This is a genomic window from Parabacteroides faecis (genome assembly GCF_014647375.1).
GTDB classification, from domain to species: domain Bacteria; phylum Bacteroidota; class Bacteroidia; order Bacteroidales; family Tannerellaceae; genus Parabacteroides; species Parabacteroides faecis.
In genome coordinates this window covers 176,130-200,159 of sequence record NZ_BMPB01000003.1, presented here as the reverse complement: position 1 = coordinate 200,159, position 24,030 = coordinate 176,130, and the positions used below count along the sequence as shown (strand labels likewise).

Genomic DNA, 24,030 nt, shown 5'->3' with positions numbered 1-24,030 from the left:
CAATAAAGAAATAAAACAAGATGAACACCAAGAATATATTACTGGCAGGCATGTTCTCGATAGCCGCTTTGTTTACATCCTGTAATGATTTTCAGGAAATAAACGAAGACCCTAACCAGGTAGGTGAGGACAAAGTGAAGCCTGAATGGTTCCTGAACGGCTCTATTGTCGGAGCACAGATGAACCCGGAGATTGCCGAACGTATCTTCATTGCCGAGTGGAACCGTGCTTCCCGCTTCAACCGGGGTAGCGGTTTTACGATCGGAACGGACAATAACGACTATATTACCCTATATCTGAGTAACTCATACGCTGTAGGTTGGTTGAACAAAGCCACCAAGGCGATCGAACTGGGTGAAAAGAAGGTTGCCGAAGGCGAAGCCGAACAATATCCTTATTATAAGAATGTGATACAGATGGCACGTATCTGGCGTGCTTACCTGAATGCGGAAGTATCGGATGGTTTCGGACCGATCCCGGCTTTGTCGGCTTTCACGGGTGTGCCTGCCGAATATGATAGTGTGGAAACTATTTACGGCTTTATCCTGAAAGAGCTGAAAGAAGCGGAGGCTGCCCTCGATCCTTCCATTAATATGGAACCGATGGCTGGTGAAGATGCTTTCTATGCCGGAAATATCAATGAATGGAAGAAATATGCAAACTCTTTGCGTATGCGTTACGCCATGCGTATTTCGGCTGTCTCTCCGGAACTGGCAAAGACTGAGTTCGAAGATGCAGCGGGCAAGACTTTTATCTCTTCCCTGAATGACCTGGCTGGCGTACAGGAAAAAGATGGTTGGAACGATTTGACAAGTGTAATGTCGCGTACCTGGAATGCACAGGCGATGTCTGTCACTTTCAAGAATCTGGCAGAAGGATTAGGCGGTATCGAATTTCCTGTTCCCGACTCACTGAAGAGTCATCTGAAAGATCCTCATACCTATATGGGGTTATATCTGGACAAACATTTCCCGCTGAAGACGAATGATCCGTGTGCCGGATTCTATTTTGATGCGATCCCTCAGTATGTCGATCCGCGTGGACCTAAACTGTTCAGCGTGGTAGGCTGGAATGACGGGGTGGTTTATTCCGATTATATCGGTGCGGCCAGCGAAGTACAGCCGGTCGAATTGATGGACCCGAACGATAATACTAAACCGATGCTGACGGTCGATCCTCGTTATACCTGGGGTACCTGGGTAGCCGGAGAATGGAATAATCTGTCCGGTCTGGTCAGTGCACTGACAGGAAAGAATTATAACTATCCTTCCATGTCGAAACAGTATCGTATGAATACTCAGAAACGTGTCTTCTTCGGTCCGTGGGAAAGTTATTTCCTGTTGGCGGAAGCAGCCCTGAAAGGTTGGACGGTTCCGGGTACCGCCAAGTCGAATTATGAGAGTGGCATCACTGCCAGTTTCGAATATCATGGCTTGCAAAACCAGGTTGCACAATATCTGACATCGACGGATTATAATCGTGTAGGTACCTCTGTCAGCTTTGACCATACGACAGAAGCGCAACCGTACACAGTCAATTATGTCGATCCTTATACAAAGGAAAACAAGACAATGACATATAATTATCCGAAGAATTCCATCTATCGCGGTGGCTCTTACAATAACGATGCACTGACGAAGATTATCACTCAGAAATACATTGCACAGGTACCCTGGTTACCGGAAGAAGCCTGGAGCGATCATCGCCGTCTCGGTCTGCCGTTCTTTGAGAATCAGGCTGTAGAAAAAGACTACAACCCATTGAACCAGGTTCCTTTGACTATGGCAACAGCCAAAGAATGCCGCTGGGATTTCTACCCTAAACGCTACCGTTATCCTGCCAATATCCAGACAAATAACCTGGAAGGGTATCAGAAGGCACTGGAATTGCTGGGGGGACCGGATCTGACGACAACCCCGCTTTGGTGGAATCAACATTAACTACTTTTGGCTTGATCCAAAAGTAGACAAAAGATCAAGGCTGCACCGGCTTCGCTGCTCCGTCTTCTCCCTCCACGGACGCTCACCCGCTGAGGCCTTGATCTTTTGTTTACTTTTCTATCAAGAGAAAAGTAAAATTAAACAAACACAAATATGGTACATAAATTATTAATCCGCGACCTCACCCTCCGTGACGGGCAGCAGTCAGCATTTGCAACACGCATGTCACAACAACAAATCGATCGTGTATTATCTTTCTATAAAGAGGTTGGTTTCTACGCAATGGAAGTGTGGGGTGGGGCAGTTCCCGATGCTGCCATGCGATATCTGAATGAAGATCCCTGGGAGAGACTGGAAAAGATAAAAGCAGCCGTAGGTACGACAACCAAGCTCGCCGCCTTATGCCGTGGGCGCGACCTGTTCGGCTACAATCCTTATCCGGACAATGTCGTCAAAGGTCTTTGCCGTAACGCTGTCGAGTCGGGCATTAATATTATGCGTATCTTCGATGCTATGAACGATGTCGACAATATGAAGCCGGCTATCAAATATACCGATCGTTATGGAGGAATGGCCGATTGTGCCGTCTGCTATGCCATCGATCCACACCATTCCGCTTTGGAACGGATAGAAGCCGCCCTGCATGGCCGCCCGTTGCATAAGCCGATCTTTAAGAATGACTATTTCCTGGAAAAAGCCCGGCAAATGGAAAATTATAGTGCCGACATTATTACTCTGGAAGATGCCAACGGCCTGATCACTCCGGGAAAGACAGCCGAGCTGATACGTCTTTTCAAGAAGAATCTGAAGGCTCCCGTTGACTTCCATACCCGTTGTATTGCCGGATACGGCCTACCTTCTATGCTGGCTGCTATTGTCAACGGTGTGGATATCGTCGATACGAATATATGGTATTTTGCCGGAGGTTGCTCTGCACCCGCTATCGAATTGATCTATGTCTTCTGCAAGAAGATGGGAATAGAGTTGGAGATCGATATGGAAGCCGTCGCCCGTATCAATGCCGAACTTTTCAAGATACGCAAGGAGCTGCGGGCTTACGATTCCGCCAAAGAACTTCCTAATCCCTTTAACCCTCTGACCGATAAATTACCTACCGAAATAGACCGTTTCTTCAATGACGCTATCGAAGCTGCCCGCCATGACAAGGAAGACGACCTGATCATTTTCTGTCGCGCTATAGAGGAATATTTCAACTTCCCCGAACCGAATGAATTGGTTCAGAAGTCTCAGATCCCGGTAAATATGTATAATCAGATTGTAGCTTTGTTGAAGCAACAGGGACATCCCGAATTGTTGGAGAAAGCGATGTCATTGATTCCCCAGGTACGTATGGATGCCGGTTTACCTCCTTTGGTTACCCCGGTAAGTCAGGTGATCGCTTCACAGGCTGTAGCCTGTGCATTGGATGAGTTGAATGGTTGCCCTCTCTACAGTAAACCTGTATATCCTTTTATCTCCCTGATCCGGGGAGAGTTTGGAAAAACACCTTTACCGATAGATCCGGAATTTCGTTTGAAAATAACCGGTAAACGGGAAGAACAATGTTATGATGCTTCGGATTATGAGATGCAGGAAAACCCGATGATAGATGAAGTCGGTATCCTGGTTGCCGAAAATGAGAAAGAAGTCTTGTTGCTGGAACTCTTTCCGATGTCGGCCCGTAATTTCCTGACGAAACGTAAAAAGGAAAAGTTCAAGGATAATATGTTTTCCTAGGCACAAAGGTCTATGGAGCTGTTGGCATTATATACCTATAGGTATCAGCCCTATAATCCTACAACTGTTAACTCTATAGTGTCACAGGGGGTGACACTAATATAATAATCCCGTTGTTTTTACAACGGGATTTTGTTTATTCTTCGTATATGCCGACCGCCTTCGAAAGGAGTGTTCAGAAAGGCTTCGACAGCGCGGGTAGCTTCCTCCTGACTGATAAACCGACCGGGCATGACAAGTATATTGGCATCATTGTGCTCACGAGCCAATCGTGCAATCTCTTCCTGCCAACATAAAGCGGCCCGTATTCCCTGGTGTTTGTTTAAAGTCATCGCAATACCGTTTCCTGATCCGCAGATCGCTATTCCGGGATATACTTCCCCGGCTTCTACAGCGTAAGCCAACGGATGGGCGAAATCGGGATAATCGCAACTTTCTGTTGAACAGGTTCCGAAATCCTTATAGGATAATCCTTTGGAGTCCAGTATTTGTTTCACATACTCTTTTAGTTCGTAACCTGCGTGGTCACAACATAAACCTAGTGTTTTCATCTTTATCTGTTAGAGGTAGACAAATGGCCCTATGGTTCCGTCTGATGCAACCGTGTTGGTTCCCGATGCAGTAACCGTGCTGGTTCCTGTTCGTGCAACCGTGGCTTCGCGATGAAGGAAACGCCGGGGTTCCGCTTACGGGAACCGAGGCGTTCCTGCCGGTGCAACCATAGGGATGCTTTATCTTATGTTTCTTATGCTAATAATTCTTTTACCTGATTGTATACATTCTGTCCGGTGAAGCCCAGTTTTTCGTCCAGAACCTTGTAAGGAGCGGAGAATCCGAATGATTCGAGTCCCCATACCTTACCGTTGGCTCCGACCAATCCTTCCAGGTTGACCGGCAGACCGGCTGTCAGACCGAAAATCTTGCTTCCTGTCGGAATAACAGATTCCTGATACTCCTTGCTCTGGCTGCGGAACAGTCCTTCAGACGGAACGGATACGATACGAACCTTTACGCCATCGGCGCGAAGCAGTGCAGCTCCTTCAACCAATGTGGCTACTTCCGAGCCGGAAGCGACCATGATAACGTCCGGGTTTTCATCGCTTTCTACAATATAAGCACCCTTTTCTGCCTGCAGAGCTTCGTCGTAACGGCTTCCTTTTGCGGGCAGGTCATTAATGTTCTGACGGGAAAGGATCAAAGCGGTAGGAGTGGCGGTATTTTCCATTGCCATCTTCCATGCAATTGTCGTTTCAATAACATCGGCCGGACGGAGAACCAGCATAGAGTTGTGTCCCTTGTGATTCTTCAGTTTTTCCATCAGGCGGATCTGTGCTTCCTGTTCAACCGGTTCGTGAGTAGGCCCGTCTTCACCGACACGGAAAGCGTCGTGCGACCAGATGAACTTAACCGGCTGCTCCATCAATGCTGCCATACGGATGGCTGGTTTCATATAATCGGAGAATACGAAGAAGGTACCGCAAGCCACGATCACACCACCGTGCAGTGACATACCGATACATACACATGCCATGGTCAATTCGGAAACGCCAGCCTGGAAGAAAGCTCCGCTGAAATCTCCTTTTATAAATGAATGTGTTTTCTTCAGGAAACCGTCTGTCTTGTCCGAATTGGAAAGGTCGGCAGATGAAACAACCATATTTTCAACCTGGGTTGCCAATACGCCTAATACGGTAGCGGATGCGGCACGTGTTGCCTGGTTTGCTTTCTGTTCGATAGCTTCCCAGTCCAGTTTAGGAGCTTTGCCGGAGAACCAGAATTGCATTTTCTCTGCCAGTTCCGGATTGGCTTTCGCCCATGCTTCTTTAGCAGCATAACGTTCGGCTACGATAGCTTCCAGTTCTTTTGCACGTTTTGCATACAGTTCGGCAACGTCTGTGAATACAGTAAACGGATTCTTAGGATCGCCTCCCAGGTTCTTGATTGTCTCTTCGATCGATGCACCTGCAGCAGACAGAGGTTGACCGTGTGTGGAGACTTTGTTTTCGTAGCTGCTGTCGTCGGCTCCGCGGGCACCTTTACCCATAATGGTATCACCGATGATCAGGGTAGGACGTTGGGTTTCTGCCTTCGCTTCATCCAAAGCCTTACGTATTTCATTTACATCGTTTCCGTTGATGCTGATCACTTTCCAGCCCCATGCCTCGTATTTCATAGCAACATTTTCAGTCGTTACTTCTTCTACGGTTGTAGAAAGCTGGATGTTGTTGGAGTCGTAGAACATGATCAGGTTGTCCAGCCCCAGTGTTCCGGCAACACGTCCGGCACCTTGTGAGATTTCTTCCTGGATACCACCATCGGATATATATGCGTAAATAGTCTGGTTCATTACATCTCCCAGGCGGGCTTTCAGGAACTTGGCAGCGATCGCAGCACCTACTGCGTAAGTATGGCCTTGTCCCAGCGGACCTGAGGTATTTTCGATTCCTTGCTTGACGTTTACTTCAGGATGGCCCGGAGTAGGACTTCCCCACTGGCGGAACTGCGACAGTTCTTCCATCGTGAATTTGCCGGTAAGGGCGAGGGCTGAATAAAGCATCGGAGACATGTGTCCCGGGTCCTGGAAGTAGCGGTCCCTGCCTTCCCATTCCGGGTTCTTGGGATCATAGACTAAATACTCTGAAAATAGTACATTGATAAAATCAGCACCACCCATTGCACCGCCCGGATGACCGGATTTAGCCTTTTCTACCATTGACGCTGCCAGGACGCGGATATTATCCGCTGCTCTGTTCATTACTTTGATATCGTTCATTTTGATGAATTATTTTAATTTTTGCACAAAGATAGGGAATCTCTTCTTATAGACCGCTATATCATACAAACAATTCATTTTCTGTAAAGTTTCCTAATTAGCGATATTTCTCATAGAGAGCCGGATATGCAAGGCGATTTTCGCGATTCGGATGGTTTGTTACAAGGAGAAATAGAATCCTTGATCCAGTAAACGGTCGTATTTCTCTTTATTGAACATATAATAGAAAGCGCCTCTTTTAGAACTCTTTTTATCCTTCTCGTCCAGTTTTTCGAGAATGTCCATCGAGTTTAACTTCTTACGGAAATTACGTTTGTCTAACGGGGTCTGATAGATCGCTTCATATAGGCTTTGAAGCTGGGGTAGGGTAAATTTTTCCGGAAGAAGGTTGAATCCGACAGGGCGTGTCGCTGCTTTTTTCTTCAGGAGCGACAGGGTGTCGTCGATCATTTGGTTGTGGTCGAAGATCAGTTCGGGAATATCGCTGATTTTAACCCATTCGGCATTATGTTCTTTCAGCAACTCCGGATTGAAATCGTTCATATTGACTAATGAATAGTATGCTACGGAGATAACCCGTTCTCCAAGATCGCGGGTAACATCTCCGTAAGCACCTACCTGCTCCATAAAAAGACGATCGATACCGGAACATTCGGTAAGAACTCGGGAAGCCGCTTCGTTTACACTTTCGCCCGATTTGATAAAGCCGCCCATCAGAGACCACTGTCCTTTTAGTGGTTCAAAATTCCGTTTGTAAAGTAATACGTTGAGTTCACCACTGTTGAATCCCAGAATAATACAATCTACTGCAACAAAAAATTTGACTTCGTTCTGATAAAATGCGGCTGTCATGATATTTTATGGATATTGAATTAATTTATTATGCGAGTTTGCGTGCGCCGTCGCTGATTACTACTTCGTAAACTTTAGGTTCGTGACCGAATTTCTTTGTATAAGACTCGAATGCTTCTTTGATGAAATCATCATGCAACTCGTCTTTTACAAGGTTGATCGTACAGCCGCCGAAACCACCGCCCATCACACGTGAACCTGTTACGCCACATTTCTTGGCTACATCGTTCAGGAAGTCCAGTTCTTCGCAGCTCACTTCGTACAATTTGCTCATACCGTGATGAGTTTCGTACATTTTCTGACCTACAGTTTCGTAGTCGCCTTTTTCCAGAGCTTCGCAAACGTCGAGTACGCGCTGTACTTCTTCGATTACGTATTCGGCACGCATATAATCTTCTGCGCTGATATCGCCTTTCACTTCGTTCAGCATGTCCATTGTAGCGTCACGCAGGAATTCTACTTCCGGGTGATTACGACGGATAGCAGCTGCTGCATTTTCGCAAGACTGGCGACGTTTGTTGTATGCAGAAGAAGCCAGTTCGTGTTTAACTACGGAATCCAGCAATACCAACTTATAGCCAACCGGATTGAACGGGAAATATTTATATTCCAAAGAACGGCAATCCAGACGGATCAGGCTTCCTTCTTTACCGAATACAGAAGCGAACTGGTCCATGATACCACAGTTAACACCACAATAGTTGTGTTCTGTAGACTGACCGATCTTAGCTAATTCGAATTTGTCGATACCTAGAGAGAAAAGATCATTCAAAGCAAAAGCATAGGTACTTTCCAAAGCGGCTGATGAAGACATACCGGCACCCAGAGGAACATCGCCTGCAAATACGGTATCGAATCCCTGGATCTGACCGCCACGTTTGATGATCTCGCGGCATACACCGAAGATATATCTTGCCCAGCTTGCTTTTGGTGCATCTTCTTCGTTCAGTCCGAATTCTGCATAATCGTTCAGGTCGATAGAGAATGCGCGAACTTTACCTGTGCCGTTCGGTTTGATCTCAGCGATCATGCCTTTATCGATAGCACCCGGAAATACGAAACCACCATTATAGTCTGTGTGTTCACCGATCAGGTTGATACGGCCCGGAGAAGCATATACACTACCTTCTGTATTAAATAACTCCTGAAATTTATTTCTAATTTTTTTCTGCATGATATTATTTCTTTTAAAGGTTATAAATAAAGAAATTATCCGGTTATAAGGTAAAACCGGATAATTTCATAAATTGGCATATTGTTTATTTATTCTGATTTTTTCGATGGTTTAGAACCGATAGCCGCATAGAATAAAATGTAAGCAGCACTGAAGAGTACAACCCAGTAGCTGGTCATATAATCAGTCATATCGGCAACCCAACCCTGAACAGCAACCATTACAGCGCAACCGAATACCATTGTCATAAAGATACCGCTGGCAATAGCTGTATATTTTCCTAATCCTTCTACAGCCATGTTGAATATACCACCCCACATTACGCTGGTACAAAGACCTACGAGAAGGAATGCCAGAATACCAACGGGAACTTCCTGCCAGATCACACTTAATGAAGCCCAGTCTACACCAGGAACTTCAACTGTATTTGTTTCAGGTGAGAACATACCGAAGCTAACCAACAGAAGAGTGGCAACCGATACGATAGTGATCATTGTGCGGCTGGAAACCTTACCTCCGATACTAGCTCCTACGAAACGTCCGATAAGCATCATAAGCCAGTAAACAGCTACGATAAGACCCACGGTGCTGGCCGGGATACCTTTTGCTGTAAGGTATTGAAGAATATAAGTAGGAGTACCTACTTCAACGCTCATGTAAAGGAAGATTGCGAGTGCTCCCAGTGCAAAATGGCGATGGCTCAAAGCGCCCTTGATCAAGCTTGTGTCAACAGGTGCCTGTTCGGGTTCTTCAATTTTTGTAAATATGATAACTACAAATGCGATAACGAAGATAGCAAGAGCGATCATCAATGCCGGTGTTGCGTCGGCAATATGTGCTTTGGCTGCGTCACCGATAAGAGCTCCCATCAGGATGTAGCAGGCAACGGCTGCAGTACTGTTGAATACACCGCCGAGCTGGATAAGCTGGTTACCCTTGTTACCACCGCCACCGAGCAGGTTAAGCATTGGGTTAACCACGCAGTTAAGAATACACATAGTGAAACCGCTGATAAATGCTCCGACTAGGTAAACCAGGAAAGCGCTCTCTTTGCCCACATGACCACTCAGCCATTGAACTAAAATACCTACGATACCTACAACAAGACCGATAAGAGCTGTTTTCTTATAGCCATATTTGGCGATAAGCATACCGGCAGGAATACCCATTACCAGATAGGCAATGAAGTTACCATAGTTTCCAATTTGGGCAAGAACATTGCTAGCCCCGAAGTCGTTCTTTACGATAATAGCCATTGGTGAACAAAGGTTAGTCACGAATGCGATCATTGCAAACAGTGCAATCATAATGATGATGGCACCCCATTGTTTTTTTTCTTGAGTCATTGATTGATATTTTTATTATTATTGATATATTAATTTTGTTATTTGTTATTCAGCAGAGAATTTATAAATGGTCTTGCTTTCAAAAACTTCTCCCGGACGGAGTACGGTAGAGGGGTATTCCGGTTTGTTCGGGCTGTCGGGGAAATGTTGTGTTTCCAGGCATAAAGCAGCTCTTGCCGGGTAACGCTGTCCGTTCTTTCCTTCGAAATTACCGGTCATCCAGTTACCTGTATATAATTGTACACCCGGTTCGGTTGTATATGCTTCCATGATAATACCGGTCTTCGGCGATTGACAACGGGCACAGAAACCCAGTTCGCCTTCTTCCTTATTTAATATATAGGTATGGTCGTAGCCTCTTGCCCAGGTCAACTGGTCGGTCGGTTCGTCTATGCGTGCACCTACCAGATAAGGGGTACGGAAATCCATCGGGGTACCTTCCACCTTTTCCGGTGCTCCGTAAGGTATGGCTGTTTCATCCGTAGGAAGATATTGATCGGCATTGATTGTCAGTGTATGATCTGCTACTGACGGATCGCCTGCTCCTGATAAGTTGAAGTAGGAGTGGTTGGTCAGGTTCAATACGGTCGGTTTGTCTGTTACGGCATGATACATGATTACGACTTCATTGTCGTCTGTCAGATGGTATGTAACAGTTACTTTTAATGTTCCGGGGAAACCTTCTTCACCGTCTGCTGACGTATATTTCAGTTCTACGGTCTGGTCATCGGTCTGATTGGCATCCCATACAACAGAATTAAAACCTTTGAGTCCTCCGTGGAGACTGTTGGGACCATTGTTGATGGCCAACTTATCGTACACAACGTCGTCGAGTGTAAATGAACCCTTGGCGATACGGTTCCCGTAGCGACCGCAGATAGCTCCGAAGTAAGGCTCTTCAGAAACCAGATAATCATCGATTGAATTATGTCCGGTAACAACATCGGTTAACTTGCCGGACCGATCCGGTACCATAAGCGATACAATTTTTGCACCGTAGTTGGTAATGGTAAGTTCTGCTCCTTTCTTATTGGTCAGGATACATAGCATCGTCTCCTTCCCGTCTATTTGCTTGCTGAAATTAGCCACAGTCAAGCCAGACAGTGTATTCTTGTTCTTCATGTATGTAATGTTATCAAAATTGCGTGTAAAATTAGCCTACTTCTTCGTAAATAGGATGCACGAAAAGATGTTATAGAGCATAAAGCCGCTTTTTGTCTACCAATTTAGTGTATTAGTCCACCTTTTAAATATGTATTTAGTGTACATTTGCAACTAAATAAATCTTTTATTTACGGAAAAACACTTGATATGAGAAGAAGCATGAAAAACGCTATCTCCCTGTTCCTCTTAAGCATGGGGGTAAGCAGTCTGATGGCACAGACTAGTGAGTTCAAAATAGACGTGCAGCAAACGGGTGCGCCTATCCAATCCACCATGTACGGTATCTTTTTTGAAGATATCAACTTCGGAGCAGACGGAGGATTGTATGCAGAGTTGATTAAGAACCGTTCTTTTGAGTTTGAAAATCCTTTCGGGGGCTGGGTTCCTTTTGGAAATGTAACGGTACAGACCAAATCCCCCTGTTTTGACAAGAATCCGCATTATGTACGTCTTTCTTGTAATAAAGAATTGACCGGTACAGGGCTGGATAACGAAGGTTTTAAAGGTATTGGTATTAAGGCAGAGGAGAAGTATGACTTTTCTTTCTATGCCCGTACGGTAACTAACGGTCCGATCAAGTTTCGTATAAATCTGGTAAATAGTGGGCATGACATTTATGAAACAAAGGAAGTTGAGATAAACGGTAAAGATTGGAAAAAGTATTCCGTTGTCCTGACTCCTGAGGCAACAGAAGCCCATTCCCGTTTACGTATCACGATGCTTACACAGGGAACGGCGGATCTGGAACATATATCTTTATTCCCTCAGAAAACATTCAATAACCGTCCGAACGGTATGCGTGCCGATCTTGCACAGGCATTGAAAGATCTTAAACCGGGTGTATTCCGCTTTCCCGGAGGTTGTATCGTGGAAGGAACGAACCTGGCCACTCGTTATCAGTGGAAAAATACGGTTGGTCCGGTTGAAAACCGACCGATCAATATCAATCGTTGGAATTATACATTTCCTCATAAGAAGTTCTCCGATTATTATCAGTCTTATGGTTTAGGTTTCTTTGAATATTTCCAGTTGAGTGAGGATATCGGTGCCGAGCCGCTTCCTGTGTTGAACTGTGGTCTTTCTTGTCAGTATGAAAATGATGATCCGAAAGAAAACTGTCCGGTCGATAAATTGCAACCTTATATTGACGATGCCCTTGACCTGATCGAGTTTGCCAACGGTCCTGTGACTTCTAAATGGGGAAAACTGCGTGCCGATATGGGACATCCGGCTCCTTTCAACCTGAAGTTTATAGCTATTGGTAATGAGCAGTGGGGTACTTTGTTTACCGAACGCCTGGAACCTTTCGTAAAGGCTATTCGTGCCAAATATCCGGATATCAAAGTTATTGGTAGTTCTGGTCCACAAGCGGAAGGGGAAGATTTCGACTTCTTGTGGCCTGAAATGAAGCGGATGAAAGTCGATTTGGTAGATGAACATTTTTACCGTTCTCCCGAATGGTTTCTGAATGGTGCCAAACGCTATGATTCATACGATCGTAATGGTCCTAAGGTTTTTGCTGGTGAATATGCCTGTCATCCGAACAATCGCGAGAATAGTTTCCTGACAGCATTGGCTGAGGCGGCTTTTATGACTGGTTTTGAGCGTAATGCGGATGTAGTACATATCTGTACCTATGCACCTCTGTTTGCCCATGTGGATGCCTGGCAGTGGCGTCCGGATTTGATCTGGTTCGATAATCTTTCTTTGGTGAAGACACCGAATTATTATGTACAGCAACTTTACGGTCATAATGCCGGTACGAATGTCGTGCCTTTGACCATGCAGAACGAACCGGTTACCGGACAAAATGATCTGTATGCAACGGCAGCAGTCGATAAGAATACAAATGAGTTGATCATTAAGATCGCCAATACCGGCATTCAAAATAGAAAAGTGAAACTGGATTTAAACGGCCTTTCCGGTGGAAAACATAAAGGTACAGTAACCGTACTTCACGCCTCTGACCTGGAAGCTAAAAATACGATCTGCAAACCGGACCAGGTAGTGCCTGTTGTTTCAGAAATTGAACTGGAAGCTCCGGCTGCAGAAGTAGTACTTCGCCCATTAAGTTTCTCTGTTTATCGCGTTGCATTTTGATATAAGTTTTCCCTCAATCCGGAGTTTGTTAGGCTTTAGAAATTTGCCGTTTGGGGCAAAAATCTTAAACAGATAAACATGAGCTTCTCAAGAAATATTTAAGATAGGAGTGAATTTTAGCGCAAAGACGTGCAATATAGAAGAGTGGAAAATAGAATCATGAATGATGACTTATGAAAGTTAGAATTATCAGATAGTTGTTAAAAAAGAACTCATGTTGATATTTTTCACATATTTAGCTATCTTTGTGATATGAAGTAGTTATATATGAAGGTTTCAATTTTAAATAAACTGTCCTCATTTTTCTCTATGCAACCTGTTCAAAGGGCATGGGTGTTCGGTTCTTATTCCAGAGGGGAGGAATCGAAGAAGAGTGATATTGATATTTTGGTTCAATTTTTACCGGATGCTAATATTACTCTTTTTAAATATGCAGGAATGGTCGATGCACTTCAAAAACTACTGAAAAAGAAAGTAGACCTTGTGGAAGAAGGGCAACTAAAAGATTTTGCTAAAGAGAGTGCTAACCTAGATAAACTGTTGATCTATGAGAGAAAAGCCTAAAGATGAAAGTCGGTTACTTCATATAATTGAGGCTATCGATAATATAGTAGAGTTTACACAAGGCGTAGATTTTGAATCTTATAAGCAAAATAAAATCCTTCGCTTTGCTGTAATTAAGAATCTTGAAATAATTGGTGAAGCAGCATATTTATTAACGAAAGAATTTCGTGATTCTCATTGCAAGAACTTTTACCTTTAAAAAAGCAGATTCAAGAAATATTGGATAAGTAATTATCATTTTGACAATCAGTTAATTCATGTACTCTTTCTTTGTCGTGTATAGAGGTAAAGGAGAGTTTAAAAACATATATCCCCTTGATCCGGAGTTCAGCAATGACGGATTGAGGGGATTTTCTTTTTAGCGGAAACATTTAAGAGGGGAAAATGTAATCATCATAATGATTTCGGAGTTAGTGACAGGGAAAAGGCGGAACCTACTATTATTTGTCAAATGAAAATGAATCGTTCAGAAAGAGCTTCCAGCTATCAGAAAGCCGTATCAGCCCTGTTTAAGAGCATAATCCCGAAGCAAATCTCCCCATATTTTGTAGTGTTAAAATTTTCATCACAATGATTGTCCCACTTCATTGTGATAAGTACGTGAAGTCATTGTGATGACTCTGTCGGGACATTGTGATGATAGGGAAGATTCATTGCAATGATTTCCGAAAGGAGGGGTGATGAAGGGAGGAAAACAGAGTGATAAGGCGGGTTTTTCTTCCGGAACAGCTGTTTGAGTGAAAACGACTGTTAGCCTGATCGGTAAAAATCGAACATTCTGAAAGCTATGAATGTTTATCTTTATCTTTTTGATTAATCCGAATAAAATGGAGGAAAAGTTATGAAGAAAAGAGATTTTTATGGACAGATGTTGTTGCAGGAAGAGGATAAACGTTCCTGCGGCGATGAAAGTACGGCTGACCTGTATCGGGCGGTGCGTAATCATTTTATATGTTTCTCGGGTGGTAAGGACTTGTGCCTGAAAGATGTGACACCGGCTTTGGTTGAGGCGTTTTTGAAATGGTTGCGTGAAAAAGGACTGCGTGTGAATACGGTGAACAGTTACATGAGCAATTTGCGTGCGATGTATAACCGAGCCCGTCGGGTGTGTAGGGAGAAAATGGGAGAGTCACCTTTTGCGGGGATTCACTTGAAGAGGGAGGAGACGCGTAAACGTGCTGTGCCGGTGGAAGTGATAAAGGAAATAGCCGCTCTGGATTTGAAGAGTGAACCGGAGAAGCAGCTTGCTATTGATTTGGCATTGTTTTCGTTTATGGCTTGCGGTATTCCTTTTGTGGATATCGTGCATCTGACAGGTGAGAATTTGGTGGAGAACGGTACGGTATTGCAATACCACCGGCAGAAGACCGGGGCATTTATCCAGATGGAAGTGACTTCGGGAATACAGATGCTGATCGACCGGTATAAAAATGAAGAGAGGCGTTACCTTTTCCCGGTGCTGTCGGAAGATATGACCCACGAACAGTATAAAGCCTGTCTGGCAACAGAAAACCGTTACTTGAAAGAGATCAGTGTGATGCTGGATTTGCCGGAAACATTGACGACCTATTCGTTCCGTCATGCCTGGGCTTCGGAGGCGTACCGCCTGCATGTCGCTATCGGCGTGATCAGCCAGGCACTGGGGCATACATCGGAAAAAACGACCCGTCTCTATTTACAGAAGTTTGACGTATCGGAAATAGCCAAAGCAAACCGGCAGGTTTCCGAAGCGATCGGCAGCTGTTTGCGGGTGGGATAAACCTTATTTATATAATAAGGGGAAACATCCTCTTTCTGTCTTACAATCAGTGTCTTATAAATAAGAAAAAAACTGAATTGTAATGAAGTACGTGGCAAACGTAAGAATAAAAAAATGAAAAAACAAGGAGTGTAGGGTGTTTTCTTAAAAAAGGCATATCAATTTTACTAAATTTCACAAGTTAACCTATTTTTTAGCCATATAATATGAATTTCATTACAAGATGGTATAAAACAGGCCCGGACTGCCATCGTTTTTTAATCTGTTAAGAGAAAACTGTTATTTCCGCAGTACCGTTTCTTCCTCCAAAAAGACTCAAAAAGACATCAATCCTTCATTTTTTACCCTAAAAACTCCCAAAGGAGGTTCTTCGGGAAAGGGCTTTTTTCACCCTCTACCCTTATTATATAAATAAGGTGAACATTTACAGAGAGTTAGTGATAATCATAGTCACTGTTCAATATTGAACAAACTGGTATTATATATTAATATGTATAGGATAAAAGGTCCACACCGGAAAATACAGGTAAGAACAATCTTCCTGTTGCTGCTTTGCTTCCTTTTGAGGATGGAAACGGATGCCCAGACTACGACCTATTACAAGGCTGAATCGTTCCTATTCTCTTTCCGCCGGGATAACGACCTGTTCCTTGCCGACTACGGAGACAACGCTTATCAATTGGAACGGATGGGCGATTTACTCGACGTGTCCCGTGACCAAATCCTGAAAGGTGATTGCCATTTGTTGATCGTATCGCATGTGAGTGCATATGAATACGAAGATACAGAGGTGGTGAACGAAGCCTCATTGCGTGCGGGTCGTATCCACGCCTACCTGAAAACCCGTTTCGATATTCCCCATGATTGTGTAGCTTTTTATATCGACCGTAGCGGAAACTATCGCGACCAGGTACATGTCTATAAGGTTTATAAACCACTTCCGTGGTTTGCGAACATTTCGATTCATTACAGTGAAAGCCGTTATCCGGTAGCGGTAGAGGCTGCCATGGGTGAATATGGGGCAGTCCCTTATGTAGACCTGTACCGTCGTGGTGAGACAGGAGGTTACGACCGTGAAGTGTACCGTATTGACGATCCTCTTTTCGACCGAACGGAACTGGAAGATTACCGTCTGGCTTCCGTAACGGATACGGTACGCCATAGTAAACGGATAGAAGAGCCGGACATCGCTTTAGCCACCACCGTAACAACCAGGGAAACAGTGCGGGTGGTGACAAAACAGAGAAAAACAGTCGGAAAAGAAGTTGTTCCCGAGGAACAAAAACAGTCAACCAAACCAGTGAGGATGGAAGAAGCTCCGGTGCAGCAAAGCTCAGTATATCTGGGGGTGAAAACGAACCTTCTTCCCTGGTGTGGCGTAGCCCCGTCGATTCGTTTAGGAACCGGTGAAACGAAGATAGAAACGGGGGCATTCATGCCGAACCTGGAAGTGGAGTGTAGTTTCGCCGGTCGTTGGTCGGTAGCCTTGTTGGGCATGTATTCCGACTTTGCCTATAAAGACAAGACGCGCGACTGTTGGGCTGTGTCCGAAATCTCCCTCGAACCTACTATCTGGCTATCCTCTTCGGGGAAGTTTACCGGATTGAATACCGGCTTGTTTACCGAATACGGTGATTTCGATATACGTGGAAGCGCGATCGACCTGTCGGAAGATATGCTTTACGGACGGACAGGTTGTTTTTGGTCGGCAGGTCTGTCGATGGGTTATCGCTTTTCTCTGGTCGGTGGTTTGGGAGTAGATATGCGTGTCCGTGCCGGTTATCGAAGTGTTTTCAGTGGGAAGAAATATCGGTATGATTCGCTGGATAACCGTAATTATCTGGAAACGAGTTTTGCTTCTACGGGTTTTATGGTTGGTTTAAAGGTCAGTTTATCCTATCGTTTTCAAATCAGGTGAAGGGAGGTGAGGATATGGAAAGATATAAAAATAAGAGAGAGATAAGATATAAGGGATATAGGATGATGCAGGTTGTCGTTTGGGCGATCAGTACCGTATGGATTATGGCGATTTCATCTTGCGCCTATCACAGTCCTGATGAGGATTGGGAGAAGAACGGAAAGGTACGTTTGCTGCTTCGAAGGTCAAACAGTGGTTGCCCGGATAATATGATTTGGTATTTCTACCCGGAAGATTCGGAAAGTCCGTTCATGCGTACGGGTGACGTTTCAGGATATGAGGGCACGTTGCCTTTGGGACGTTACCGGGTAGCAGTCTGTAATACCAGTTGTACGGGTGTCACGCTTGAAATGGAGAAGGGGTATGAGGAAGCCTGCGGCAGGGCACAACAACTCTCTTCGTTAAAATCAAGCTCCGTGCAGATAGCCTGCCCGGGGAGCTTGTACGGTACAGGTCTGGAGCAGATCGAGGTAGTCGGAGGTGAAACGGTAGCAAAGGAATTAACTCCGGCAAACCTTGTTCGTACATTGGAAATGAATATAAAGGTCACAGGAGGGGATAAGGATGATATCGTTCCTGCGGTCTTGTCGGGAAGGTTGACCGGTGTATCGTCACGGGTTCATATCCCTTCCGGCAAGCCGCTGTTCGATACGCCTGTTTTTATGACGTTCGAGCCGGAAGAGGTCAGTCCGGACGTGTATGCTTCTTCACTGAGCCTGTTCGGTTTATCCCCGGGTGAGGAGGAGGAGGGAAGTGACGAACCCGTCGACCTTTCCCTTACGATGACATTGGCGGATGGAAAGGAAATCACTTCATTGACGGATATAACGAAAGATGTGAAAGATGCGTTCACCGCAACTGTCACAACACATGTGATACTGGATCTGGTTGTCCGCTATGATGAAATAAGCGGTTTGACGATCACGCTGACGGACTGGAAACCGGGCAGTGGCGGTTCGGGTGTGGTAACTCCCTGAAACGGAATGAAAATGAGAACAATAGTAACAATAAAAACACTGGTATAATATGAAAATAGGAAAATTATTGATCATGAGTCTGTTAGTGGTTGCTTTCTTAGGCAGTTGCACGAATATGGAAGAACCGGTGACGGATGGAACAGTAGAAGTGAGTGCCGGGATCGCGGAGTCTACCCGTGCTGTGATTGGCAGCGGTTATGCGAATGACCTGGAAGTCTCGTTCGCCCGTCTGGATAATCCCGGAACAACGGGTGTTCAATGGAATACCCCGTCTATCGATGCGGTTCGCACAGGTGGTACAGGCAACACGGTTCTAACGTTTGAACCTGAACAAACCTATCTGACGGAAGATGGCGAATCGATTCTGATCGGTTACTATCCCCGCAAGGCGTTGAATAGTGGAACCGCCAACCCGGTCAGTGTCGCATACACCATTACCGGAGAGGAGGATATAATGGCAACAGGAGTCCAGATCGGTTCGCTGGTGGATAAGTTCGAGACTTTTACCTTCAATCATCTATTGACCCAATTGCAGTTCAAATGTACGGGTTCTGCCGGAGCGATCACAAAATGGACGGCTATAACTTCCATTAAAGTAAAGAATGTAACAACGGGATTGAAACTATCGCTTGATAAAACAACTGGGGCAAAACTGACAGCACCAGGAACAGCCGACCAAACGCTAACGGTTAAAAACTGCCCTTCTACAGTTGCGGCTTTGGATGCCGAAAAAACATCGACCGGCTATCTGTTGCTTTACCCGACAGCGAATATGGGAACAGAAGATTTGCCTGTCAGTTTAGAAGTGAAAGGAACTTATGACGGAAATCCCAAAACATTGAACGTAACCGTCTCCAATATCAGTGAAGGCGTGAAAGCGGGCTATTCCCACCTTATCACGCTCACCTTTACGGAGGACGGCAAAATAGCAGTGGAAACCGGTATCACCGAGTGGCAACCGGGTAATAACGGTAGTACTATCATTATCCCCGGCGAGTAACCTTTCCCCTCTTCGAGAGGGGGCAGGAGGGTGTAAATTAAAAAAACAAGACAACTATCAAAATCATGAACAACTTCATAGCAATAATATCAATATCCATCGTCATCCTTCCGGGCCTCGCCGCCTGTTCAGACAGCAATCCTACTCCGGAGCCGGTTCCGGAAACAGCGGTCTGCCTGGAAGGGGCGATCGGACAATCAACGCGTGGAGCAATCGGTTCCGGCTATGAAAAGGATTTAGAGGTTTACTTTGCCCGTCAGGATGAAACGGCCGTTTCGACAGAAAGTTATGGCATGTGGAACAGATATGAGGCGGTGCGAACAGGCGGGAAGGGGAACCGTCCGATCGTGTTTGCCCAGTCCCAGTCATACCCGGAGGATGCTCGTCATATCCGCCTACACGGCTATTATCCGGCAAAGGGTGAGTCGGAAGCCGTTGCAGGAACGGGCAAAGTAACCTTTATAGTAGATGGTACAACTGATATTATGTCAACAGGAATCCTAACGGGCAGCGAGTATGCCCCGATACAAACCTGTACGTTCCATCATTTACTGACACAGGTTCGTTTGGTTTGTTACAGTGACCGATCCGATGGATGGGGAACGATAAAAACGATCGATGCAGTGGACGTACATACACGTCAGGAACTGGATCTGGAACAGGAGACTCCCTATTTGGATGATATATCGTCAGATGATGGAATAAAAAATATCCCGGTACAGGATATAACAAACTTGCCGGTCCCGGAGGTAACAGCCAGCGAAGATCTTCCCGAATCGCAAGGATATCTCTTGCTCCCGGTTTCCCCAGTGGACGGAACAGCAAAACACCCGTTGCATCTTTGGATAACAACGACGAAAGATGGTAGGGGAACCGAACATGAAACAGTCTCGGAAGTTTCTTTCTATATAGAAGGTGGTTTTCAGATAGGAAAAAGCCATGTTGTAACCCTCTTCTTTACAGATAAAAGCCAGATACAGACTATATCTGTCGGTGTGGAAGCCTGGACGGATCATGAACAGGATGATATGCCGATATAAAATATTACATAGAAACACTTTAAAACGAACGGAAATGAAAACAACTAAGACAATGTGGGTTATGTTGATAGCCCTTCTGACAGCGACAAGCTGTTCGGAAACAGAAACCGAAATCGACCCTGAACCGGGAAGTGGCGGTCAGGTAGCTTTGGGTATCACTCCCAATCTGAAAGTGGATGCTGGAACCAAAGCGGCTACTAAATCGGTAGTAAGTGGTGAAAAGATTACCTATACCGATTACAACTCTGCCCCTGGTTTGGGTGTATTGGTCACGAATAGTACCTCGACAGGTTGGTATAAACCCGATGAGACAGGTTCCGGCTATACCGGACATCATGTGAGGTATATAGGGGATGGAAATGGAGCCAACTGGATTTCAATCACAGACAAAAAAAGTTCTTATGACCAGAAAAACGAAGTCCCTTATTATCTGACTAAAACGGTAGGAAAGGTGTATGCTTATTATCCTTATAATGAAGATCTTGGGATTTCTTCCATCAGTAGCGAATCCAACCTGAAAATCCAGGTAAAGGTCCTCACTACCGGTGAGATAGATGCTTCTACTAACAATGCAAGGAAATATTGGGATGTGAATAAATGGTCACAACCATCGAGTAAAGGCACTCCAGTAAATCTGTCTTTGTCGACTGAGAATGATTACCTCTATTTTGACGCAACGGAGAGCGGCCGTTATGTCAATAACGGACGTGCCGAAGGACAAACACCTGTTACTCCGGAAGCCGATCCTGATAATACAAATGACAAGAATCCCGGTTATAAGATCAACCTGAATATGAAGCATGCTATGGCGATGGTCTCTTTCCGTGTGTATGACGGTGGGCATCTGAGTGATAAAGACGTGAAGTTTACGACGTTCAAAATAAAGAACCATACCGACGGTTCAAGTCTGTTTAAGACAGGAGAAGGATATATGTCGTTGACGGACGGGGCAATAACCGGACCTTCAACCACGACCGGTATGACTCGTACGATTACTGGTTATATATTGATGAGACAGGTAGAGGAAGGAGGAAAAGAAGGTGAACATGCTTTTGTCCAAAACGGCAAGACTTCTTCCTCAGTGAATGGCCAGACCGTGTCTAAAACGGTCAGCGCCCTGGTATACCCGATAGAAAGTTTCGATGACAACGAAATAGATGTGGAAATCACGTTGCAGGAGGGAGAAAATCCGGTAGTTGTCTATCAGGTCACTCTTCCTGCAAACAATTGGTCGGCTGGCGACAATTACATCTACACATTCTCGGCAGGTCGTAACAAGTTGACGATAATGGACGTAACGGTAGAAAAATGGAATGATGTCGATCAGGTGGAAATCCCGTTGTAATTAAACAACGACTAAAAATAAAGCCCATGAAAAAGTTCTTATACCTATTACCGGCAGTGCTCCTGTCGCTGTGCATGGCGTGCACGGAAGCGGAGATCGCTTTGCCTGTACCCGGTGGCGAAGATACAGAAAAGGGTGTTCCTTTGAGCATCAGGAACCTGGGCTTGTCATTGGAAGTGGAATCACGAAGCGTCGTTACGGGTGGTCCGGGGGAGGAGGAAAAGAATCCGAACCCGCTTGCTTCTGTCGGTATATGCGTCACCAAACAGAACGGTAGCGGTGCAGTCAGTTTCTACGTGAGCAGTGTCAAAAGTCAGCTGTTCACCTATAACGAGGCAATACCACTGCCTGCCTGGGAGTTGGCGGAAGGAGAAGAACCGCTTTGCCTGTATACGGAAAAAGGGACTGTTTATGCCTATGCGCCGTCCGGGAAAAGCGTGTCGCTTTCGGGAACCCCTAAAGTACCGTCGATGAGCGGTGTCAGGGTGCTGGATAAGCAGAAGTTTTCTTTCAACGACGGCGGCAAGCAGGTGGATGCCGCGACCGATGTACAGTGGGAAACTGACCAGGACGATTACCTCTACTGTATGGCGGCGGACCAGGTAGACCGCTGGCATCCGGAGGTATCGCTTTTGATGCAGCATGCACTGGCAAAGGTGAGTTTCCGTGTATTGGAAGCAGAGGGAGGAACGGCCTTTTCTGGCTGCCGGGTAGCCCGGGTGACGTTGAAAAGTGATGTGGGCCTGAAAAAATCCACTTCCGCCAGACTGAACCTTTCGACAGGTGTTCTGGAGGGAACCATGACAGATGCCGGTGAACTGGTGTTTACAGCGGACGGCGATCTGCGCGGAGTGGGTTCCGGTGAAGCCGATGCCTCCAAAGTCGCGATACAGGCATTCGGCCTGGTCATTCCGGTGACGGATGTGGGTGTCACGCTGGTGCTTACGCTCGAAGACGGGCGTACGTTCAATATGAAACCGGCAGAAGGAAACGGGAAAGCTCCCGGAACGTTTACAGCGGACTGGAAAAAGGGATACAATTATATCTACAATATCCGCCTGCAGCCGCAGGGAATCGAACTGGCGGATATCCGGGTTGCCGGTTGGAATGATGGCGGGGCGCATGATATTCCGGTAGAATAAAAACTGTATGATATGAAACGATATTTGATATGTCTGTTGGGGGGAATGCTCACTGGTTGTACCTCCGGTCCTGTGGAAGAGATGCCGGAAACGGCGCAGCTGGTGGCAGTCAGTTTCGGGAAGCCCGACTTGGGTATCCCAGTGGTCCTGACACGGTCGGATGAAGCTGTTACGCCGGAGCCTACGCCATTGCCGGAAGGAGCTACCATACGCATCCGTGGCTATTTGCTGGGAAATGTGGGAGAACAGACCACGCCGGCAGCTTTTTCTGCGGCGGCTTCCACCTTTGAATTCACTTATGAAGTGCTGGCCGATGGCAGCCTGTCGCCTTGTCGGGTGGATGATGTGGGGAAAAAGGTTGCCGGAGAAGCGGAAAAGACGGTTGTCCGTAGCGGCATATATGACTTTTATGCCGTTTCTCCGGCACGGCCGTTGCAGAAAGGGAGTGGTGATTCTTATCAGATAACGGATATTCCCCACAAAGAAGACATGATGACCTCGTTTGTGCGCGGCGTAACGGTTTCTGAAAGTTCCCGGCAGGTAAAGTTGGGAACTTTCCGTCGTAAATGTGCTCTGGTGGTGTTCAATGTCGCTCCGTCGAAAGAAAACATGCTTCCGTTTAACCGGCTATATGCCACCCGTTTGAAACTAAGTAAAATATCCTCATCCGGTGCCGTTCTTATAGCCGGAGAGGATACGGGCATTCCGGCTACGGACGGCGTTGACGGTGAAACAGGGGAGGTCGTATTTGAAACGGGTGAGTTTGAACTGGTAGAAGCGGGTGCCGATCCGGACAATAGCGGACTGAACAAGACAAAAGGAGTGCTTCTACCCAAAACGGCGAAGCCTTTCGATGTGGAGATCGATGTGCAGCGGGATGAGAAAACGGCAACCCTGAAAGCGACTGTCGATAAAAGTATATCTTTCGACGAAGGCCAAAGGTATGTTTTTACGTTGGAGGTAAAGAATAATGAAAGCCGTTTGCAGGTACGTGTACTGGCATGGAATGCGGTTCCCTTTACCGATGCATATGTCGGAGCTCCCGACCTGCCTTGTCCCGATCCGGATATCAACCAAGGGGTTGGAACGGAATTTACGGTTGCCCGGTGGAAAGAGATCACGTGGAGTGGGAACGGGGAAGCCGGAAGAGGTGCATAATATGCCGATGGGAAAATGTGCCGGTGTGCCAATAAGAAGAA

At 45.8% G+C, this 24,030-nt stretch carries 19 protein-coding genes; 13 read left to right on the top strand and 6 right to left on the bottom strand.

Translation table 11 applies throughout. The features are described from left to right. Positions 1-20: 20 nt before the first annotated feature. Positions 21-1,940, top strand: coding sequence for a SusD/RagB family nutrient-binding outer membrane lipoprotein (locus IEY67_RS05205; RefSeq protein ID WP_122362553.1), 1,920 nt, complete (start codon positions 21-23; stop codon positions 1,938-1,940). Positions 1,941-2,093: 153 nt separating this feature from the next. After that, entirely contained in the window at positions 2,094-3,677 is a 1,584-nt protein-coding gene (locus IEY67_RS05200; protein ID WP_183669362.1) for a hydroxymethylglutaryl-CoA lyase-like TIM-barrel protein, read from the top strand. Positions 3,678-3,796: 119 nt separating this feature from the next. Here IEY67_RS05200 and rpiB read toward each other — a convergent pair whose 3' ends face one another. From rpiB to IEY67_RS05170, 6 genes are all read right to left on the bottom strand, one after another. Beyond that, complete coding sequence (rpiB, locus tag IEY67_RS05195) at positions 3,797-4,228, bottom strand: ribose 5-phosphate isomerase B (protein WP_122362551.1); 432 nt, start codon at positions 4,226-4,228, stop codon at positions 3,797-3,799. A gap of 194 nt (positions 4,229-4,422) precedes the next feature. Beyond that, positions 4,423-6,450, bottom strand: coding sequence for a transketolase family protein (locus IEY67_RS05190; protein WP_183669364.1), 2,028 nt, complete (start codon positions 6,448-6,450; stop codon positions 4,423-4,425). A gap of 159 nt (positions 6,451-6,609) precedes the next feature. After that, positions 6,610-7,302 (bottom strand): NUDIX hydrolase, encoded by a 693-nt coding sequence (locus IEY67_RS05185; protein WP_122362549.1) that lies wholly within the window; start codon positions 7,300-7,302, stop codon positions 6,610-6,612. Positions 7,303-7,330: 28 nt separating this feature from the next. Beyond that, positions 7,331-8,476 (bottom strand): galactokinase, encoded by a 1,146-nt coding sequence (gene galK / locus IEY67_RS05180; protein ID WP_183669366.1) that lies wholly within the window; start codon positions 8,474-8,476, stop codon positions 7,331-7,333. A gap of 89 nt (positions 8,477-8,565) precedes the next feature. Continuing rightward, positions 8,566-9,822 (bottom strand): MFS transporter, encoded by a 1,257-nt coding sequence (locus IEY67_RS05175; protein ID WP_122354955.1) that lies wholly within the window; start codon positions 9,820-9,822, stop codon positions 8,566-8,568. 45 nt (positions 9,823-9,867) lie between these two features. Beyond that, positions 9,868-10,944 carry an aldose epimerase family protein gene (locus IEY67_RS05170; RefSeq protein ID WP_183669368.1) on the bottom strand — a complete coding sequence of 359 codons (1,077 nt, stop codon included), beginning with the start codon at positions 10,942-10,944 and terminating at the stop codon, positions 9,868-9,870. A 189-nt stretch (positions 10,945-11,133) separates the two neighbouring features. On the opposite strand from IEY67_RS05170, the gene IEY67_RS05165 reads away from it, so the two are divergent. The 11 genes from IEY67_RS05165 (at position 11,134) to IEY67_RS05115 (ending at position 23,989) form a co-directional block, all read left to right on the top strand. Next, entirely contained in the window at positions 11,134-13,086 is a 1,953-nt protein-coding gene (locus IEY67_RS05165; protein ID WP_183669370.1) for an alpha-L-arabinofuranosidase family protein, read from the top strand. A 267-nt stretch (positions 13,087-13,353) separates the two neighbouring features. Beyond that, complete coding sequence (locus IEY67_RS05160; RefSeq protein ID WP_122374234.1) at positions 13,354-13,650, top strand: nucleotidyltransferase family protein; 297 nt, start codon at positions 13,354-13,356, stop codon at positions 13,648-13,650. Continuing rightward, complete coding sequence (locus tag IEY67_RS05155; RefSeq protein WP_183669372.1) at positions 13,634-13,849, top strand: HepT-like ribonuclease domain-containing protein; 216 nt, start codon at positions 13,634-13,636, stop codon at positions 13,847-13,849. Before IEY67_RS05160 ends, IEY67_RS05155 begins: the two co-directional genes overlap by 17 nt. A 642-nt stretch (positions 13,850-14,491) precedes the next feature. Then, a complete protein-coding gene (locus IEY67_RS05150) occupies positions 14,492-15,409 on the top strand; it encodes a tyrosine-type recombinase/integrase (protein ID WP_183669374.1) in 918 nt (305 codons plus the stop codon). Between the two features lie 490 nt (positions 15,410-15,899). Then, entirely contained in the window at positions 15,900-17,327 is a 1,428-nt protein-coding gene (locus IEY67_RS05145) for a DUF3575 domain-containing protein (RefSeq protein WP_183669376.1), read from the top strand. 14 nt (positions 17,328-17,341) lie between these two features. Further along, positions 17,342-18,304 carry a DUF5119 domain-containing protein gene (locus tag IEY67_RS05140; RefSeq protein WP_229800961.1) on the top strand — a complete coding sequence of 321 codons (963 nt, stop codon included), beginning with the start codon at positions 17,342-17,344 and terminating at the stop codon, positions 18,302-18,304. Positions 18,305-18,353: 49 nt separating this feature from the next. Further along, a complete protein-coding gene (locus IEY67_RS05135; protein ID WP_183669378.1) occupies positions 18,354-19,304 on the top strand; it encodes a fimbrillin family protein in 951 nt (316 codons plus the stop codon). 65 nt (positions 19,305-19,369) lie between these two features. Next, on the top strand, positions 19,370-20,344 hold the full coding sequence (locus IEY67_RS05130) for a fimbrillin family protein (protein ID WP_183669380.1): 975 nt from the start codon (positions 19,370-19,372) through the stop codon (positions 20,342-20,344). Between the two features lie 34 nt (positions 20,345-20,378). Then, a complete protein-coding gene (locus IEY67_RS05125; RefSeq protein WP_183669382.1) occupies positions 20,379-21,689 on the top strand; it encodes a fimbrillin family protein in 1,311 nt (436 codons plus the stop codon). Positions 21,690-21,715: 26 nt separating this feature from the next. Beyond that, positions 21,716-22,831, top strand: a complete 1,116-nt coding sequence (locus tag IEY67_RS05120) for a fimbrillin family protein (protein ID WP_183669384.1) — start codon at positions 21,716-21,718, stop codon at positions 22,829-22,831. Between the two features lie 12 nt (positions 22,832-22,843). After that, positions 22,844-23,989 (top strand): BF2992 family fimbrillin-A clan protein, encoded by a 1,146-nt coding sequence (locus IEY67_RS05115; RefSeq protein WP_183669386.1) that lies wholly within the window; start codon positions 22,844-22,846, stop codon positions 23,987-23,989. Positions 23,990-24,030 lie beyond the last annotated feature (41 nt).